This window comes from Leptospiraceae bacterium (assembly GCA_016708435.1).
Lineage (GTDB): Bacteria > Spirochaetota > Leptospiria > Leptospirales > Leptospiraceae > UBA2033.
The window spans coordinates 331,206-347,735 of the sequence record JADJFV010000002.1 but is presented as its reverse complement, the minus strand read 5'-3'; the positions used below and the strand labels follow the sequence as shown (position 1 = coordinate 347,735).

General features: G+C 36.2%; 19 protein-coding genes. 9 read left to right on the top strand and 10 right to left on the bottom strand.

Going from position 1 to position 16,530, the window contains the following annotated elements:
- Positions 1–81: 81 nt before the first annotated feature.
- From IPH52_07040 to IPH52_07005, 8 genes are all read left to right on the top strand, one after another.
- Positions 82–1,230, top strand: coding sequence for an acyltransferase (locus tag IPH52_07040; protein ID MBK7054799.1), 1,149 nt, complete (start codon positions 82–84; stop codon positions 1,228–1,230).
- Between the two features lie 5 nt (positions 1,231–1,235).
- Positions 1,236–1,433: a hypothetical protein gene (locus IPH52_07035; protein ID MBK7054798.1), complete on the top strand. Its 198-nt coding sequence runs from the start codon at positions 1,236–1,238 to the stop codon at positions 1,431–1,433.
- A 199-nt stretch (positions 1,434–1,632) separates the two neighbouring features.
- On the top strand, positions 1,633–2,196 hold the full coding sequence (locus IPH52_07030; GenBank protein MBK7054797.1) for an SGNH/GDSL hydrolase family protein: 564 nt from the start codon (positions 1,633–1,635) through the stop codon (positions 2,194–2,196).
- A gap of 91 nt (positions 2,197–2,287) precedes the next feature.
- A complete protein-coding gene (locus IPH52_07025; GenBank protein MBK7054796.1) occupies positions 2,288–3,751 on the top strand; it encodes an aldehyde dehydrogenase family protein in 1,464 nt (487 codons plus the stop codon).
- On the top strand, positions 3,738–4,496 hold the full coding sequence (locus tag IPH52_07020; GenBank protein MBK7054795.1) for a response regulator: 759 nt from the start codon (positions 3,738–3,740) through the stop codon (positions 4,494–4,496). Before IPH52_07025 ends, IPH52_07020 begins: the two co-directional genes overlap by 14 nt.
- 10 nt (positions 4,497–4,506) lie before the next feature.
- The gene (locus tag IPH52_07015) at positions 4,507–4,767 is read left to right on the top strand and encodes a hypothetical protein (protein ID MBK7054794.1); all 261 of its coding nucleotides are present in this window, start codon (positions 4,507–4,509) and stop codon (positions 4,765–4,767) included.
- On the top strand, positions 4,722–6,302 hold the full coding sequence (locus IPH52_07010; GenBank protein ID MBK7054793.1) for a HAMP domain-containing histidine kinase: 1,581 nt from the start codon (positions 4,722–4,724) through the stop codon (positions 6,300–6,302). The genes IPH52_07015 and IPH52_07010 overlap by 46 nt, the downstream gene beginning before the upstream one ends.
- A gap of 86 nt (positions 6,303–6,388) precedes the next feature.
- Positions 6,389–7,183, top strand: coding sequence for an SDR family NAD(P)-dependent oxidoreductase (locus tag IPH52_07005; GenBank protein MBK7054792.1), 795 nt, complete (start codon positions 6,389–6,391; stop codon positions 7,181–7,183).
- Between the two features lie 3 nt (positions 7,184–7,186).
- On the opposite strand, the gene IPH52_07000 is transcribed toward IPH52_07005, so the two are convergent.
- Positions 7,187–8,521, bottom strand: coding sequence for an ATP-binding protein (locus tag IPH52_07000; protein ID MBK7054791.1), 1,335 nt, complete (start codon positions 8,519–8,521; stop codon positions 7,187–7,189).
- A 59-nt stretch (positions 8,522–8,580) separates the two neighbouring features.
- Positions 8,581–8,883: a hypothetical protein gene (locus IPH52_06995; protein MBK7054790.1), complete on the bottom strand. Its 303-nt coding sequence runs from the start codon at positions 8,881–8,883 to the stop codon at positions 8,581–8,583.
- Positions 8,884–9,233: 350 nt separating this feature from the next.
- Here IPH52_06995 and IPH52_06990 point away from each other — a divergent pair, with 350 nt between their 5' ends.
- A complete protein-coding gene (locus IPH52_06990; protein ID MBK7054789.1) occupies positions 9,234–10,178 on the top strand; it encodes a hypothetical protein in 945 nt (314 codons plus the stop codon).
- Between the two features lie 141 nt (positions 10,179–10,319).
- On the opposite strand, the gene IPH52_06985 is transcribed toward IPH52_06990, so the two are convergent.
- The 8 genes from IPH52_06985 to IPH52_06950 all read right to left on the bottom strand — a co-directional run bounded on the left by IPH52_06985 (position 10,320) and on the right by IPH52_06950 (position 16,528).
- Positions 10,320–10,769 (bottom strand): PIN domain-containing protein, encoded by a 450-nt coding sequence (locus tag IPH52_06985; protein MBK7054788.1) that lies wholly within the window; start codon positions 10,767–10,769, stop codon positions 10,320–10,322.
- Complete coding sequence (locus IPH52_06980; protein MBK7054787.1) at positions 10,766–11,074, bottom strand: type II toxin-antitoxin system prevent-host-death family antitoxin; 309 nt, start codon at positions 11,072–11,074, stop codon at positions 10,766–10,768. The genes IPH52_06985 and IPH52_06980 overlap by 4 nt, the downstream gene beginning before the upstream one ends.
- Positions 11,075–11,110: 36 nt before the next feature.
- A complete protein-coding gene (locus IPH52_06975; protein MBK7054786.1) occupies positions 11,111–12,022 on the bottom strand; it encodes a bile acid:sodium symporter family protein in 912 nt (303 codons plus the stop codon).
- A 1-nt stretch (position 12,023) separates the two neighbouring features.
- On the bottom strand, positions 12,024–13,427 hold the full coding sequence (locus tag IPH52_06970) for a hypothetical protein (protein ID MBK7054785.1): 1,404 nt from the start codon (positions 13,425–13,427) through the stop codon (positions 12,024–12,026).
- A gap of 84 nt (positions 13,428–13,511) precedes the next feature.
- Complete coding sequence (gene pyrF / locus IPH52_06965) at positions 13,512–14,324, bottom strand: orotidine-5'-phosphate decarboxylase (GenBank protein MBK7054784.1); 813 nt, start codon at positions 14,322–14,324, stop codon at positions 13,512–13,514.
- Positions 14,324–15,379, bottom strand: a complete 1,056-nt coding sequence (locus tag IPH52_06960) for a saccharopine dehydrogenase NADP-binding domain-containing protein (GenBank protein ID MBK7054783.1) — start codon at positions 15,377–15,379, stop codon at positions 14,324–14,326. Before IPH52_06960 ends, pyrF begins: the two co-directional genes overlap by 1 nt.
- Before the next feature lie 12 nt (positions 15,380–15,391).
- Positions 15,392–15,778 carry an S-adenosylmethionine decarboxylase proenzyme gene (locus tag IPH52_06955; protein MBK7054782.1) on the bottom strand — a complete coding sequence of 129 codons (387 nt, stop codon included), beginning with the start codon at positions 15,776–15,778 and terminating at the stop codon, positions 15,392–15,394.
- Positions 15,779–15,820: 42 nt separating this feature from the next.
- Positions 15,821–16,528, bottom strand: a complete 708-nt coding sequence (locus tag IPH52_06950; GenBank protein ID MBK7054781.1) for a glycosyltransferase — start codon at positions 16,526–16,528, stop codon at positions 15,821–15,823.
- Positions 16,529–16,530 lie beyond the last annotated feature (2 nt).

The following is a 16,530-nucleotide window of genomic DNA, read 5'->3' as shown; positions in this document are numbered from 1 at the left end:
TTGTATAAAAAATTCTTGAACATATTCGATTATAACAATAGGGTTTACAAATCCCAATATTTAACAACTTCCTATACAAGCATGATACAAACAACTAATTTATATATCGAACTTTTTGGAATGATTCTTTTCATCTTACTCGCAGTAAGTTTTTCGTCATTCAAAAATTTATTTACTCTTTCCACAGCAACACCGACCAAGAAAGGAGAAAGAAGCCAAGTTGTGGACTTCGTTAGAGGTATTGCAATGTGCTCCATTGTAATTATTCATATAGATTCCTATTTTGCGTTCTTTCATCCGAAAGATACTCAGTTAATTTCATCCAAATGGCTGGCAAATCTCTCCCGATTTTGTGTTCCAGCTTTTATTTTTTCTTCTGGATTCTTTCTTTCCTGGAAAGGAAACTCCGCCTTCTGGGTTTCTAAACTTAAAAATTTGCTGGTGCCATACGTAATCATTGCCTGCATTGGATACTTCACAAAATATCCACCTGCTGATTTTCTATCAGACATAATTCCAAAGCTTCTTCTCGGACAAGTCTTCCAACCTTATTATTATGTCCCTCTTCTCTTTGGATTTTATTTTCTATTTGCATTTGTATTTCGAAATATTCAAACTTGGAGTTCAGGAATTTTTCATTCCGTGCTTGTATTTTCTTTTTTACTCAACTTTGCTTCGAACCATTTCTATCCAAGTTCATTGCCTATCCTCGGTAATCTGGAAGCAATTAGTTTTTCAAATTACCTCTTCTTCTTTGTCGCAGGGTTCAGTGCTAAAAGAATTTTAACAAACAAAGAAATTTTCTTAGAGCAACTACAGGCAAATAGATATTATTTCCCAACACTCCTTTTTGCAATGTTTCTATATCTAGCCGTAGTCACCTACTTCACAGTCAGCATAAACCTAGAAATTTCAAATCATTTCTTATTCTATCCAATCGCTTGTTTCGTTGTTCTCACCTTTCTTGGGATTAAAATGGAATCAACGCAATCTGTTCAATGGAAACGAGTTTACTCTGGATTAGCCTACATTGGCGAAAATAGTCTTGCCCTATTTCTACTTCATCCAATGACCATTCACTTAATGCATATGATAGATCCTTATTACTTCGGTGGATTTTATCTGGGCTGGATTATCACCTTTGTGATTAACATTGCTATTCCGCTCATTGTATGGAAACTGGCGTATGGAATTATAGGCAGGATAACTGGAACAGAAAAGAAAGCGTAAACTTTATGAAATGTCCACGATACAATCAAACCTTAGAAAAAGTGAAAACTGAGTATGGAATGGTTGCCATGTGTCAATCTTGCTTTGGACATTTTCTTTTGGAGAAAAATATTTTACAATACATCCCTGCGGATAAATGGAATAAAGCAATTTTGATATCATTGATGCAATTGAAATTATTACCGATGGCTTGGATTTATTAGACTAATGCCAATTAGATTTTTATATCTCTATCGGTGTCTTCGGTGTGCATCGGTGGTATTATTCTATTGTCTTTTCATACTGGATTGCCAAAACACAAAACCACAGCATCCCACCAGAAACGAATTATTGCTATTAGCCGTAGCGTATAACTATCAGAAATCTCAGAATCCAAACGATTGTAAAACCCAATACAAAAGTATGAATTCACTTTATACAAAGTATGCAACAACGGAATTTGCAAATTATTCAACTTCTTGCGAAACAATAATTATCGGAGATTCTACGATGGACTTGGCACGCTCTGTTTCAACATTTTATGATACTACAAAAACTTTAAACTATGCAGTTTCGGGAAATACAGCCTGTGATTATCTTTATCAAATGGAGGCTATTAAGTGTTATCCAAAGAATGTATTGATCGCCACTGGAGACGGAAATGGAGTTCTAAGAAAAGTTTCGAGTGCGACTAGCATTGACACAATGAAAAAAGTTATTCTTAGAATAAAAGAAAAATGGAATGCAAACAGCATCGTAATAGGAATTCATCCCATTCTTTTGCCGAATGAAAATCTTGCTAAAAATCCAGTCAATGCAGGAGTTAGCCAGCTTGTGTCTTGTTTTATAAATCCCCTTCCTATTTTTGGCGTGACAGAGACTGATCCGCCAGACAGTTCCTTGATGCTAGATCAAATTCATTACAATGCAACCATCTACCCAAAATACAAGGCACAGATTTCAAGCCAGTGCGGTATCAGTTTTTAAAAGGAGCCTACACTAAAACTTCTATTGCGCTTGATTTTTTCTAGTTGCTCTATGACTATAAAAATAAAAAAATGAAGTAGGAGTAAATCAATTGCGATACAAACTTTGGATAGGCGGAGATTGGAAAGAAACTGGGGATACTCGCATTATATCTTCCCCTTTTTCTGAAACCACTGTTGGTCTTTGTGAACAAGCAGGGGAATCAGAGGTTGAGGAAGCAATTGAATTTGCAAAATCCGCATTTGATAAATTCAAAAAAGTTTCACGCTATACAAGATCCATTTTGCTAGAACGAATTGCAGAGGGAATTGAAAAACGTAGAGACGAATTTATTTCCGTCATAATCGAAGAAGCAGGTAAACCAATTATGCTCGCAGAAGTCGAAGTAAGTCGCGCAATTTCCTGTTTTCAAATTGCAAGTGAGGAATGTAAACGTTATGCGGGAGATATTATTCCACTAGACAGCGATCGAAACGGAAGGGAGTTTGATTCTGCAATAAGCTTTCTTACACCACGAGGAGTTATTTTAGCAATCACTCCCTTTAATTTTCCACTCAATCTTGTTGCACATAAAGTCGCCCCTGCCCTCGCTATCGGAGCAAGTGTAATTTTAAAACCATCCCCTGAAGCACCTGGAGCTTCAAATTTACTTGCGCAAGTTTTTGCGGATGCTGCAAAATTCATTTCCGATTCCCTCGAAAAAATTCCTCTCGCCGCGTTTCAAGTTGTTCACTGTTCAAATGAATTAGCCTCAGTAATGGTGAAGGATGAGCGGGTATCCACTCTTAGCTTCACAGGAAGTGATCGTGTAGGATGGGAATTGCAAACACTCGCTCGTCACAAAAAAGTTTGTCTCGAACTAGGAGGAAACGCTGCGGTCATTGTTCACAAAGACGCCGATTTAGAAAGAGCCGTTAGCCGCTGTGTATTTGGTGCGTTTGCATACGCAGGTCAAGTTTGTATATCCGTTCAAAAAATATTTATTCATCATAGTATTTTTTCGGAATTTAAAAAAAAGTTTCTAAGGGAAACAGAAAAGGTCATAGTAGGCAATCCATTTGAAAGAGATACGCTCATCGGTCCTTTAATCAATCGAAAAGCAAGAGATCGAATTCTTAACTGGGTAGAAGAAGCAAAGAGAGCAAATGCACTTTTCTTAAATTCCGTCAACGCAGTGGATAATATAGTATATCCAATCGTATTAGAATCAGTCCCTCCTTATCTAAAAATTTCAACAGAAGAAGTCTTTGGACCGGTCGTAATTTTGGATGACTATACAAACTTCTCAGAGGCAGTGCAAAGAGTAAATGATTCTCGATTTGGTCTTCAAGTGGGAGTATTTACAGATAGCGATAAAATTATGCGACAGGCAACAGATGATTTGGATGTGGGTGCAATTTTATTCAATGAAATTCCAGGCTTTCGCGTAGATCATATGCCTTACGGTGGCGTAAAAGATTCAGGCCTTGGACGAGAAGGTATTCGGTTTGCAATGGAAGAATTTAGTGAGCGCAAAACAATTATTAAACGGAGAAATAAGAATGTCATCGAATAAAAATTATAAAAGCTATCGAATCCTACTATTAGAAGACGATCCCAATTCTGCTGAAATAGTAACCAGAACATTAGAAAAATATAATATACTAATAGATCACGTTGTCAACGCGAGACTTGCTATTAATAAATTAAAAATCCCTTATGACTTAATCATCTCGGATGTCATGATGCCGGTCATGGATGGATTTAGTTTCATTGAAAAATACAGAGAGGAAATTCAAAATACTCCAATCATTATAATCACTGCACTGCAAGAAAAAGAAGACATACTAAGAGCAGCAGCCTTGCGGATAACGCACTATCTAATCAAACCATTCGAACAATCAAAATTGCTTGCAAAAGTTACCGAGGCTCTCGGTATTAAAGAAACAGATTTGGTTTCTAAAAAAGATTTTCCTTTTTCTATTTCGCATGACGTCATAAATGAATCAAGTATCAAGTTGATAATAAAAGGCATTACTAATTCCACACAATTTAAAAATACGCTGGCAAATTACATTGCTGAACTCAAAACTTATTCTTCGAGTATAAAGGATTTTACAATATTTGTAAGCAATGAATTCAATTATACCCAGGGCGCTGTGGATTTGATTGACTTTCTTTTGCAAGAAATTATGGAAGAGTTCAAAGTAAAAGAAAATCGATTTTTACTGCGAGGAGATTTTTTTTCAAAGCTACCAGAAGAAGAAATTACACGAACAAAAATTTTAAAACTAACGATTACCAGCAGTTCAAAGGGATGATTCTAAATTAATGAATTTAGGTCAAAAAATAGATCGATACTTAATCTTTATCGAACTCTGCGCGTTTTTCACATTCGGAATTGGATTAGTTGCTATGATCGGATGGGTCCTAGATTCAAGATTTTTATTTAGCATGAATCCAAACTATAAGCCTATGCCACCTAACGGTGCATTGAGTTCCATGATAATTGGATTTTCTTTATATGTTTTAAATAATTCATTTGAATGGAAAAGAAATTTATTTTCATTGGCTGTTCTTTTATTTTTTTAATTTCATTCACTAGAATTTTTGAATACGCAACCGAATCTGAACTTGGGATTGATTTTGCGCTTTTTCATTTTAAGAATTATGGGAAATGGTATAGCACTGCGGCAAAGACTTCTTTCTTTGGCTCTCTTTGCTCTGCACTTGCTGGAGCAGGCATAATGCTATTATCCATTAAGTCAAAGATAAAACTATTTGAATACACCGCTTTCTTTTTAGGAAATATCATTGGATTCATCGGAGCTATTTTTTCACTCGGATATATTTACGGAGTGCCTTTATTTTATTCTACAAACCAGATTCCAATGTCACTCAATAGCGCAATTTCTTTTGTTTTTTTGGGGATAGGAATTTCTCTCGCAGGCTCAATTCCAGAAATGAGGCATAGATTAATTGTAGAAATTCAGCTAGATGAAGCAAAGAAGCAAATCGAAAGCGCATTCCATTATTCTGCCTCGGGGATGGCACTCATTGGGATAAATGATAATTGGCTCAGAGTCAACCAGCCTTTTTGCAATATCTTAGGATATACAAAAGAGGAACTAACGTCTAGACAGTTTTTTAGCCTATTAGAAAAAGAATTCGTTATAGACTACATTGTAAAGTTTGATGAATTGTTATCGGCGAAAGTAGAAAGTCTGCAAATGGAAAATAGGCTCGAACATAAATCAGGCGCTTTAGTCTGGGCACTCTTGAGCATCTCTCTACTCAGAGATGAAAAAAATCTCCCTGAATACTATATCATCCAGATGCAAGATATTACTAAACTTAAAAAAATTGAATCTGACTTATTAAACGCGAAAAATGTTTTGGAAGAAGCCTTACACTCAAAGAGTCATTTTTTTGCTTCCATGAGTCATGAATTAAAAACTCCACTTCAATCAATCCTTGGTTACAGTGAATTAATCGCTGAAGAAGCAGCACAGATAAGTGCCGAGCAGATATTCAGCGATAGCCTCAAGATCAATCGATCTGGGAAAAATTTACTGAAAATGATTAATGACATTTTGGACATCGCAAAATTAGACGCAAAAAAAATGGAAGTAAAGAATGATTTATTTGAATTAAATACATTATTAGATGAATTAATTGATACAATCAAACCGTTATTATCCGCAAATAAAAATACTTTTTCTCTTTCCATTTCGGAGGAGATAACTTTAATTTACCAAGACATTGACAAATTAAAGCATATACTATTAAACTTACTTTCGAATGCCTGTAAATTTACAAATGGTGGAAGTATTTCGCTTATCGTCAAATTGACCAGGATTGATTTAGGAAAATGGATACAATTCGAAGTAGTCGATTCGGGTATTGGAATCTCAGAAGAGGATTCTAGCAAGATTTTTAATCCATTCCAACGATCGGTTGATTCAAATACAAGAAAATATGCAGGTACAGGACTCGGACTCACCATCGCAAAACAGTTTGCCAATTTACTTGGTGGTGATCTCTCCGTAGAAAGTAAAGTGAATGAAGGTAGTCGATTCATTGTTGTTTTACCTCTCCGCGAACCGCCAGGTTTACAGGATGTATAAACAATCGAAGATTATCATTGCCAGATTTTTCCATTCTGATAAATTAGAGTATAAAATCAAAGATTGAAAATTTTCTAGGACAAAGTATGAATATAAATTTTTGGCAAAACAAAACGATAGTTATTACCGGCACATCTAGCGGCATCGGCGAAGCAATATTATTCGCTCTAAAAGAGATTCCCTGCACAATATTTGCGCTAGACCGCAATCCTAAGAACATGGAAGCGTTTCATAACGCGGAAATTATTCCAATTCAGTGTGATATTAGTTCCGATGCCGATATACTTAACGTCCAAAAGCAAATCTCAGCTAAGACTGATAAAGTAGATGTATTATTTAATAACGCAGGAATTACCACTCATGGTAGATTTGATGAGACAGATATAAGTGTTTTCCGAAAAACGTTCGATATTAATTTCTTTGGAACTGTAAATCTAACTTCTAAACTAATTGAACCGATTAAGCGAGCCAAAGGGGTAATGATTGTTACCTCCACAGTCTCCGGCTTATACGGAGTTCCTGCGAGAGCAGCCTACTCTTCATCGAAGTCTGCCCTCCACGCTGTCTTTGAATCCATTCGAATCGAACTTTCCGAAATTGGTGTGCGTTCTATTATCTTCTGTCCTCCTTACACTAAAACCAACCTCAGAACTTCCGGCTTAACAGGGTCAGGTGAAAAGTTAAACGACAAACAACACGGAGGAAAACTACTCACTCCCGATCAAGTAGCAAACGCCATGTTAGCCGCAGTGGAAGATAAAAATTCTAGATTAGTGACAATGGATAAAAGCGGATTCTTTGTGAAGGTATTACGGTTATTTGCCCCTGCTTTATTAGAGAAGAAGATGTTTAAAAAATTATATAACGACTTTCATCACTGAGTATTATTCCATTTCTCCAAATAGTAAGTATCTGATAATGTTTCTTTGATAAATTGAAATACCTTTAAAGGAGAGATCGTTTGATTCTTCTTCTAGCGTAAACACAGTAAATTTTCCTTTCTTTAAGTGTTTATCCGCGAGGTAAAATGCATTTAGTTCTCGTTTTAGATTTTCCTCTTTTAGCTCTGCCGACACTTGGTAGAGATGCCAATTCTCTAAGTTGGAATGAGTTAGAAAATCTATTTCAGCATGATTCTCGATTAAACCATAATACATCTCTCTAGTTTTGCGTTTTAATTCTAGAAATAAAACATTTTCTAAACGATACGGATAATTCTCATTAAACGGTCTATATAAACTTAAAAGGCCGGTATCAATTGCGTAGAATTTTTTTGAAGTAGAGAAAACCTTACTTTGTTTCCAATCGAATTTATTCAATTCTACTAATGCAAATGGTTTAGTAAGATAGTTAATGTATTTGATAATAGTTTCTACTTTAATATCATACAACCCATACGCCTGGATTCTATTTTTGAGTTTTGTATAAGCTACAATATTTCCAGCAGTGGACAAAAGATAACTTAAAAGCTTTTCCAAAAGATTGATATTTTCGATATTGAATCTTTTTATTACATCGTCTAGAATAACCTTTGTAACAATTCCCTGTAGGTAGGATAGTTTTGACTCTTCATTTCGAATATCTAGAACTTCCGGTAATCCTCCAAACTTTAGAAATTCATAAAACTGAGTTCTAATTTCCTGTCGATTTCGTAAATAATCTTTCTCGTGACTAACATAAATTTGCCGGTAAGTTAAAAATTCTTTAAAACTAAAAGGGAAAATGAAAAATTCAATAAAACGTCCGGCTAGGTTTGTGCCTAATTCTTGCGAGAGGAGTTGTGAGTTTGAACCAGTGAGGACAATCTCTATATCCTTCTCTTTCTCATAAATCGTTCGAATCCATTTATCCCATCCATTTACATTTTGAATTTCATCTAAAATTAAAAGTTTTTTTCCTTTTCTCGCAATTCGAGATAGAAAGAAATCGTAAATGCGAGATAAATCTTTTGGACTCAATACCTCGGCAAGACGAAAGTCTTCGAAGTTCAAATACAAAAGATTTTCACGCGAATACTTTTTGGAATTAACTAATTTTCGAGCAATTCTTTGAACGATAAAAGATTTACCAGAGCGACGAAATCCAGTAATGATTTTCATAGGTTTAGAGCCAATGCTTTCTAAAATAATCTTTTCAGCGTCTCGCTCAATTCCTTCGTCTTGGGATAATAAAAAAGACTGCCACTCATAAATAAGAACTGAAAGCTCCTCTTCTGTCATAAAATCCCCCTATAAAGGAATTAATATATACACATATATCCTTTGTAAAGGTATTTTTCCTAATTTTGTCGTCTTTTGCCTGATTCCAAGAGAATTAAAAAATTCCCAAAATAAACAAGAACTTCATCCACAATAAAATCCAAATGAATCACACTTACGCGCTGTTTTAAAAGTTTAGCATTAATTTCAACCAGAACATCTTTTTTAATAGAACTAGGACTCGCCCCTTTCCAATACACATTCTCATGAATAGTTTCATAGATCACTCGAATGATTCGAGCATCATAGAGTTTAACCATTTCCGAGCACTTGTTTTTAAAATCGCCAATCCCTGGTTGCTTAGCTAATTGTTTTCTTTTCATACAATATCCTTCTCTCAAAATTCCGTTTATGTCTTAAGATAATTTTATTACTATTTTTTTGTATAGCCTTTATTTTTAACTATACAATTTTTTACTATATCGAAATAGTAGTATTCAAGCAGGACAGATTAGAGAGAAAAATAAAAAATATTTCAAAAACAGACAGTTTATTCTAAATTTTAGCACTCTTCCTAAGATCGGAAATCTTAATTCCCCAAACCCAAGACGAGCTAAAATTATGTAACATAAACAAATATTTACCATGAAAGAATTTTTTTAGGAATTTTTTTCCAAATCACTCCTAATTTGTCCTGCCCATTGTTAGAATTATATATAAAAGGGAGAAGAGCATGAAACCACAAACAAAACTAATCATAAAAATCGTCTGTTTAGGACTGGCATTTACAATCTTAATCAAATGGCTGGGCATTGAAAAGAGAGCCTATTTAAGCTCTGATCTCGTCTGCCCTAGCTTTGGAAATCTGCCAACACTTGTCATTCCAAAAGAATCCATTTCCGTAGACCCAAACGATGGAGCTAGAAGAATTGGAATCCGTAATAAACTCGGCGAAAAAAAACTTTATCCTTTCGAATTGGTAAATGGTGCATTGTTCATTAAAACAAAAATGGAACTCCGAGAATACCTTTCCGCTTATGGTGATATTTGCGGCGGCAAGCCCTCTTTTTACAATTCTATCGATTACGTAAAATTAGCCCGACTCAAAAAAATCGAGACCAAACGATTAGAAAGCGCCCGCAACAAAATGGAGCACAAAGAACTGGGAAATTTCTATGCCAAAGAGAAACGTCTTAGCACTGACAGATCTTTTCTTGCGAGTCGAATTTCATCTCTCCGAAATAAGCTTGAGCGCATTACACCCATTAGCTTTAATATTGTAGGCAAAGTTGCCGAGACTACCAAAGACTCACTGATTGTATTTGGTAGTGCCTTGCCAAATGCCAAAAGTGATAAGGATAACGGTGGTTTTGTGCACAATGGGGTAATCATTTTAAAAAATGCAAAGAAGACAGACATTGTCTCACCAGAATACTATTCAGCAAAGCATGTATTGGCGAAAGATTTTTATTTCATAAAAAGAATTGATGGTAGAGATACCTTCGGACATTACATGCCCGTGAGTGTGTATGATAGAAAAGTAAAAGTCACTAGCCCGAAAACTCTTTCCGATATCAAAAGAGAAATTTCTATAACTGAAAAGAAGCTATTCTCTATTGAGAAGGAATTAAAAGACATGGAGCGCATCGAAGAACAATTAATTGCAACGGTGATGTAGTCTTAAGTAGAGACAGGTCTAAGACCTGTCTCTACGAACGATACCAATTTCTACTTGACCAACCACTATTAAATGTAAAAATAAAACCTATACTTCTAAAAAGCTAACAGGCTTTATCCTCAAATCGGAAGAAGTGTTCAACTAACTGACGCTTACTTTTTCTGGCAAGATTGGGAAGGAAACTTTTTTTGCTACATCGCGAAGTCTCTTGTCTGTAGAACAAATATAAATTTCTGATAAACTATTTCTTTTAAATTCCAGGGCAGTAGCAATATGAATTGCATCTAATGATCTGCATCCTGATATCTCTTTTTTAGATTTTATAATTTCATAAATCGTTGAGTCAATATTTCTTTGTGAGATTTCAGAGAGCATCAATTCACAAGACTTTTCTTTTTCTCTTAAAATGCGATTGGTTTGTTTTAGATTGGTATTCTGAAAAGTTCGCCTGATAGAATTAATTGACTCGATAGAAATAAGAATAGAGCCTAATCTCGATTTACCCTTCTTCCAAATTTGATAGCATTCATCCGATCCCTCCTCTTCAAAAAGAATAGAAAGTAAAAAACTGGAATCTATAAATAAATTCATCTATCCTCTTTTATCTCAGCATAGACTTTTCTCCAATCTAGCTTTGCTTTGGTTTTATTTTTTTTATAAAATGAATCAATAAAAGACTCACTCCTAACCGCTTTCTTAATAATCCCTCCCTCAGTAGACTTGGAAATGTATTTTTCTAACTTAGAATCATTACTGAAATTTTTGTCCTGACTAGACCCTCTTAACTCTGCGACGATCCGATTTCGATCAGTTATCAAAAGTATTTCTCCTGTTTGGACAATCTTTATATACTGACTTAATTGACTTTTTAATTCTCGTATTCCGATGGCTAACATAATTCCAATGTAGTCCCTGTGACTACATTTGTCAAGTTATTTTCCCCTTCTCCAAAATGCCGCTAGCACACTTGCAATCAGCGAATGAGCAAGACTCGAAATCGCACAGGGAACTGCTGTCAGCGGATTTGTAAAATTTTCGCGAGCAAGCAATACTCCAAGACCTGAATTTTGCATTCCTACTTCAATCGAAATTGTCCTAGCAGAAATTAAATTCTCTTTTAAAAGGATACTCAATATATACCCAAAGAAAAATCCTGCAATATGTAAAGAAAATACAGAAGCTAAAAGTTTAAAGCCGGACTCAGTAATAGGTGCTTTATTTGCAGCAATGACCGAGGCTACAATTAATATAATCATTAAGACAGCTAGAAGTGGAGAAACAACTGAAAGTTTTTTTGTAAGCTTAGGAAAAAAGTAATTTAAAAATACACCAATGGCAACGGGTAAAATGATTACCTTTAAAGTGCTAAGCAGAAGCCCTACAGAATTTACATCAACTCGGTTTCCAGCTAGATACAAAGTTAGAAGTGGAGTCAGGAGAACAGAGAGCAAAGTAGAAATAGAAGTGAGGGTAACAGATAACGCAACATCCGCCTTCGCAATAAATGTCAAAACATTCGATGCAGTGCCTCCAGGACAGCAGGCAACAAGGATTAGCCCTACAGCAAAGGGAGTCGGCAAATCATAAATATAGGCAATCGCATATCCAGACAGAGGCATCACCGTGTATTGCAGAAATACTCCAATTAAAACTGATTTAGGAAATTTGAGAACTCTTTTGAAATCGTCAAGCGTAAGAGTTAAACCCATACCAAGCATGATGAGTGCCAGCGCAAAAGAGATATAATCCCCTTTAAACCACGAAATCAAAGGAGGATAAATAAAAGAAACTATGGACACAATCAGTATCCATAGTGGGAATAGAGAAGTTATGCGATAGATCAAATTATTCTAAATTCATATTTAAAGTATCAAATTTCAGATGATTGGAGCGCTTTAGATTTCTCACTACAAACCTTCCATCTATCTTTTCCACTTCCAAAAATTCAGCAAATATTTTCTCTATCTTATTTGGATCACCACCTGAGCCAAGAGTATTGCAATCACGACCACAACCATTGCAATCCATTTGCATTTCTTCCGGATTATCGGTTGCAGTCGCTACCTCTGATTTTAATTCTCTTAAGAAACCAAAAATACGAACTTGTAAAACATTATTCTCAGTAGACTTGACTTCATAGTTACCTAACGCATAAAAACGACTTGTATTTTCCGAGTCAGCATCAGTGGAAGAAGTGAATCCTTCCATAAACATACTTCCATCAGAGCGCAAACGAAGTGTCCAATTAGAGCCTGTTTGTTCGGGAGAGGTAACAGCAACATCAGTGCCAACTAGACTCTTATTGATGATATCAGAAGTTCCTGCTTGCTCAAAGTCTTTTCCATTTGCTTTTGCGATGTCTTTGATACGAGAAAACGGATCGAGTAGAAACCATTCTTTCCCATCAAAAAATCGCAGTTCACTTAAAACAATTCCTTTGTATTTTTTTCCTCGATAGGATTCATCGACTATCATTTTTAAATTTCTTCCGGAGAATAACTTAGGCAATTCGACAACCTGCGGACCCATTTCATCTTTTAAAGTAATTTTTTCACTATATCCATCGTCGCCGGTGAGGTTAATCGTTTTTACCCTCCCATTCTCTACGCAATGAACGTCTGATCTCTGATACCCATTCCATACTTTTATTGATTTAATTTTTTGTGGTTCTTTGAAAGTGAAGTCGATGGAAACTCCCTTTGAATTATCAAGCGATGCGTAGGAATATTCATATCTTGAATCAAATAAATTCATGACACCATAAGAAGCTTCTGGCTTTCCTGTTTCGGATGCAACAGCGGTTCCTTCGATTATCCGCGGCGACTTAACTTTGAACTGTTTTCCCTTCTCATCATACAAATGAACTGACGAAAGACAGATATTTGAATTCTTAGAAAAATTAAACGTAACCGAGCGAGCTGTCACCGGTGTTGCAAAACTATAATTCGCAACTTTACCCTCTTCTTTCATTGTCTGAATCATTTCGTCGAAGTTAATATACATATCAATGCGGGATTTAAAATCATCTCCACAGGAATTGACTTCCACTTTAGAAAGTTGAACAGCTTCATCTAAGTAAACATGAAACTTCACAAACTCAGCATTAGCCTCTGGCATCCACTTGGAATCATTCAATGCCAGAAATGGCAATCCGTTTTGCATAGACGTTGCCGTTACCATTGAAATTGAAATTTCCTTTTTGCAAGCCACAAAAAGAAAAAGGATCAGTATCAAAAATAGTTTTTTCATTTTAAAATATCTCCTCGAAAAGATTACATCTAATCTCTCAGAGTTTGATTTGAGATTTATTTCGTCAATTGGAAAATTAAGTCCTTAAAACAATTCTTTCATTTCCCGATTAATCTCTTCCACTTTCTCACGGGCTTTGGCTGCAAAGTCAGAACCTGAAGAATTAAAGATAATCGAGCGAGAAGAATTAATAAGTGAATTGCGAGCGCATACTTTCATTAGTTCGCTGAGATTTCCACCTTGGGCACCGTAGCCCGGAATCAAAAAGGCAAGTTCAGGAAATGCATTTCGAATTTGAGATAGCTCTTCTGGATGTGTTGCCCCTACTACAAGTCCAACTTGATCTTTGTATTTTACATTGAGCGACTTACTAAAATTAGCCACTTCTTCGTAGAAATTCTTTCCGTTTGAAGTCTTAATTTTCTGTAAATCTTTAGAGGCGGGATTAGAAGTGAGGCAAAGCAAGAAAACCGCGTGGTCTTTGTATTCCAAAAATGGCTCAATACTATCAGAGCCCATATAGGGGGAAAGTGTAACTGTATCAACCTTCAAATCACCAAAATAATACTTGGCGTATTCTTTGGCAGTGTTTGCAAGATCTCCTCGCTTCACATCTGCGACAATAGAAACTTGCGGATACTTAGATGTTATGTGCTCTACCAAATTTTCAAATTGTTCAATGCCTTTATAACCAAATCGTTCAAAGAAAGCAATGTTCGGTTTATAAGAAACAACTTTATCCTGTGTAGCGTCTACAATTTCCTTGCAAAAGGTAAATAGCGGTTTGTCAGAACTCTTGACATTTCCGGGTAATTTCTCCCACTCCGGGTCAAGTCCCAGACAAAGTAGGCTTTTTAATTCGTTTGAACGAGTTGTAAATTTTTCGTAAAATTTCATTAGATAGAATCCATCCTTTTTGTTCCAGGTATCTGCATGATGAAGTCTTTTCCAAATGCGAGAGAGGGAGTAATTGCGCCTATCGGTCTTGCATTTAGGACTGATTCCACGCATAGAATACTTGATTTTGCAGTAAACAAATAACCTTCCAGAGTCTCAAGCCAGGCTTCTTTAAAATTCCCGGCTTCATCAGAGGCTTTGACGTATACTAACGATTTGCCGGTCTTTCTCATTTCTTCGTTCGGACCTTCCACTGTAAATTCAATAATCTTCTGTAAAGTAGTTCGAACAATTTCAAAATCTGTCAAATAACGAATAGAACTTTCTAGAAAGGGAAGTGCTTTAATGAATGACTCCGGATAATGACTATATGTCGTTATATTAGAAATTTTCGTGCTGACAAAGGCGCTTGCCAAATCTCCCCATGGAATTGGAAGAATAGTTCGCTCTACTCCATCGCTGAATTGAACCTTTTTACTTCCTCTACCAAGAGGGTAAAATTCCAATTTGCCGCTTTTACGAATTCTGCCTCCTTTAGGAAGCATTTCAACCATAGACTTTGCTGTTCCTTGACTTGGCGAGCTAATGGCTACGAATGCAATTTCTAATGAAGAAGCATTTGGCAAAGCTTCGGAAACATATTTTGCCATGCAATCTGTTGGAACTACATCAAAGCCTACACCAGAAATCAAAACAATTTTCTTCTCGATTGCTTTGGCGTGATAGGAAAACGTATTTTCTAAAACAGGAATTTCACCTGTAATATCTAGATAATTAATTCCAAATTGCAGACAAGCCTGTATCATTGGCTCACTCGTATGAATAAAAGGTCCCGCACAATGTAGAACCAACTCAACATCTTTCAGTCCCTCTTCCATTTCGTGCGGCTTATTGAGATTAAACACTCGATAACTAAGGCCGAGAGATTCAGCAAGAGGTTTTAATTTCTCAGCAGATCTTCCAGCAAGAATTGGTTTATGCCCTCGGCTAATTGCCTCTTTTGCTATGATTTCGCCTGTGTATCCTGTTGCGCCATAAATAAGCCAGTTCTTCATACGTTAATAATTTCATGCACCTGGAGGTTTATGAAAGATCTCCTTTCCTAAATTTAAAACACCGCGTTCCATTTCCACGACAGAAAAATTTTTAGCGATAAGTTTATTTTTAAAATATTCAATTGCTCGGTGATTATCGATTAGCTCACCACAAGTAAAAATGTCTAGCGCACAGTATCCGTATTCAGGCCAGGTATGAATTGCGAAATGGGATTCCGCGACAACGGCTACTCCCGTTATGCCGTGAGGACTGAATTTATGAAAGACAGTTTTTACAAGAGTCGCACCAGAAATTCCAACTGCGTCAATCATAATTTTTTCAACCAATTCCTGATTGTTTATAATCTCAGGGTCACAGTCATACAATTCAACGATTACATGTTTTCCAAGCGCATTCATTGCATTTTCGTAGAGACGGATGAATTGAGTGACTTTTTGGCTCTACGCCTTCATCCCAAATTTGCGTTTCAATAATTTCGATGCATATGCCCAAGCAAGTTTTAAAACTTTTTTATTAAAGGAGGAATTTGAAAATATGTAGGTAATCGGAATTTCCCGCACGGTGCCGCCATTTGAATAAGTAAGATACAATGCTTCCATGTGAAAGTCAAATGCAACTGATTCCAACTGGGCGTTGGCAATTCTAGTAAATGCCTCTTTCGAATAACGTCTGTATCCTGAAGTGCAATCGCTCAAGTTTGGACCCAGTAGATGAAACATGCTCTTAGAGAGGCAATAGTTAATTAAGCGCGCTGCCCCAAAAGAAATAATTCTTCGATAAAATGGAACTCCTTCGACTTTTGCACGCTTCCCAATGACTAAATCATTCGGGGGATAGTTTAGAAATTTTGGAAGCTCATCAGGATTATGCGACATGCCCGCATCCATTGTAATCACATAATCATAACCCTTTTCAAGTGCAAACTTCATCCCATCTTGCACTCCGCCCGGTATATGCGTGTTCTTCTCATGTCGCACTGTAAACAACCGATTGGGGTAAGCACGCTGTAAGCCTTTGATGATCTCAGGAGTTTTGTCCTTCGACGCATCATCCACCACACATACATCCGCGTGCTTCACCGCGCCGTGAATCACTTGCGCGATAGTTTCTTCTTCATTATAGGCAGGAATTACAATTAGGGTTTTCAAAT

Bases quoted from the DNA above. Each gene is read 5' to 3' on its own strand.
- IPH52_06985 (MBK7054788.1), bottom strand. From the start codon at position 10,769: ATGAATTTATTTATAGATTCCAGTTTTTTACTTTCTATTCTTTTTGAA.
- IPH52_07035 (MBK7054798.1), top strand. From the start codon at position 1,236: ATGAAATGTCCACGATACAATCAAACCTTAGAAAAAGTGAAAACTGAG.
- pyrF (MBK7054784.1), bottom strand. From the start codon at position 14,324: ATGAAATTTTACGAAAAATTTACAACTCGTTCAAACGAATTAAAAAGC.
- IPH52_06980 (MBK7054787.1), bottom strand. From the start codon at position 11,074: ATGTTAGCCATCGGAATACGAGAATTAAAAAGTCAATTAAGTCAGTAT.
- IPH52_07005 (MBK7054792.1), top strand. From the start codon at position 6,389: ATGAATATAAATTTTTGGCAAAACAAAACGATAGTTATTACCGGCACA.
- IPH52_07030 (MBK7054797.1), top strand. From the start codon at position 1,633: ATGAATTCACTTTATACAAAGTATGCAACAACGGAATTTGCAAATTAT.
- IPH52_06995 (MBK7054790.1), bottom strand. From the start codon at position 8,883: ATGAAAAGAAAACAATTAGCTAAGCAACCAGGGATTGGCGATTTTAAA.
- IPH52_06990 (MBK7054789.1), top strand. From the start codon at position 9,234: ATGAAACCACAAACAAAACTAATCATAAAAATCGTCTGTTTAGGACTG.
- IPH52_07015 (MBK7054794.1), top strand. From the start codon at position 4,507: ATGAATTTAGGTCAAAAAATAGATCGATACTTAATCTTTATCGAACTC.
- IPH52_07010 (MBK7054793.1), top strand. From the start codon at position 4,722: ATGGAAAAGAAATTTATTTTCATTGGCTGTTCTTTTATTTTTTTAATT.
- IPH52_07000 (MBK7054791.1), bottom strand. From the start codon at position 8,521: ATGACAGAAGAGGAGCTTTCAGTTCTTATTTATGAGTGGCAGTCTTTT.
- IPH52_07040 (MBK7054799.1), top strand. From the start codon at position 82: ATGATACAAACAACTAATTTATATATCGAACTTTTTGGAATGATTCTT.
- IPH52_06970 (MBK7054785.1), bottom strand. From the start codon at position 13,427: ATGAAAAAACTATTTTTGATACTGATCCTTTTTCTTTTTGTGGCTTGC.
- IPH52_06955 (MBK7054782.1), bottom strand. From the start codon at position 15,778: ATGAATGCGCTTGGAAAACATGTAATCGTTGAATTGTATGACTGTGAC.
- IPH52_06960 (MBK7054783.1), bottom strand. From the start codon at position 15,379: ATGAAGAACTGGCTTATTTATGGCGCAACAGGATACACAGGCGAAATC.
- IPH52_07020 (MBK7054795.1), top strand. From the start codon at position 3,738: ATGTCATCGAATAAAAATTATAAAAGCTATCGAATCCTACTATTAGAA.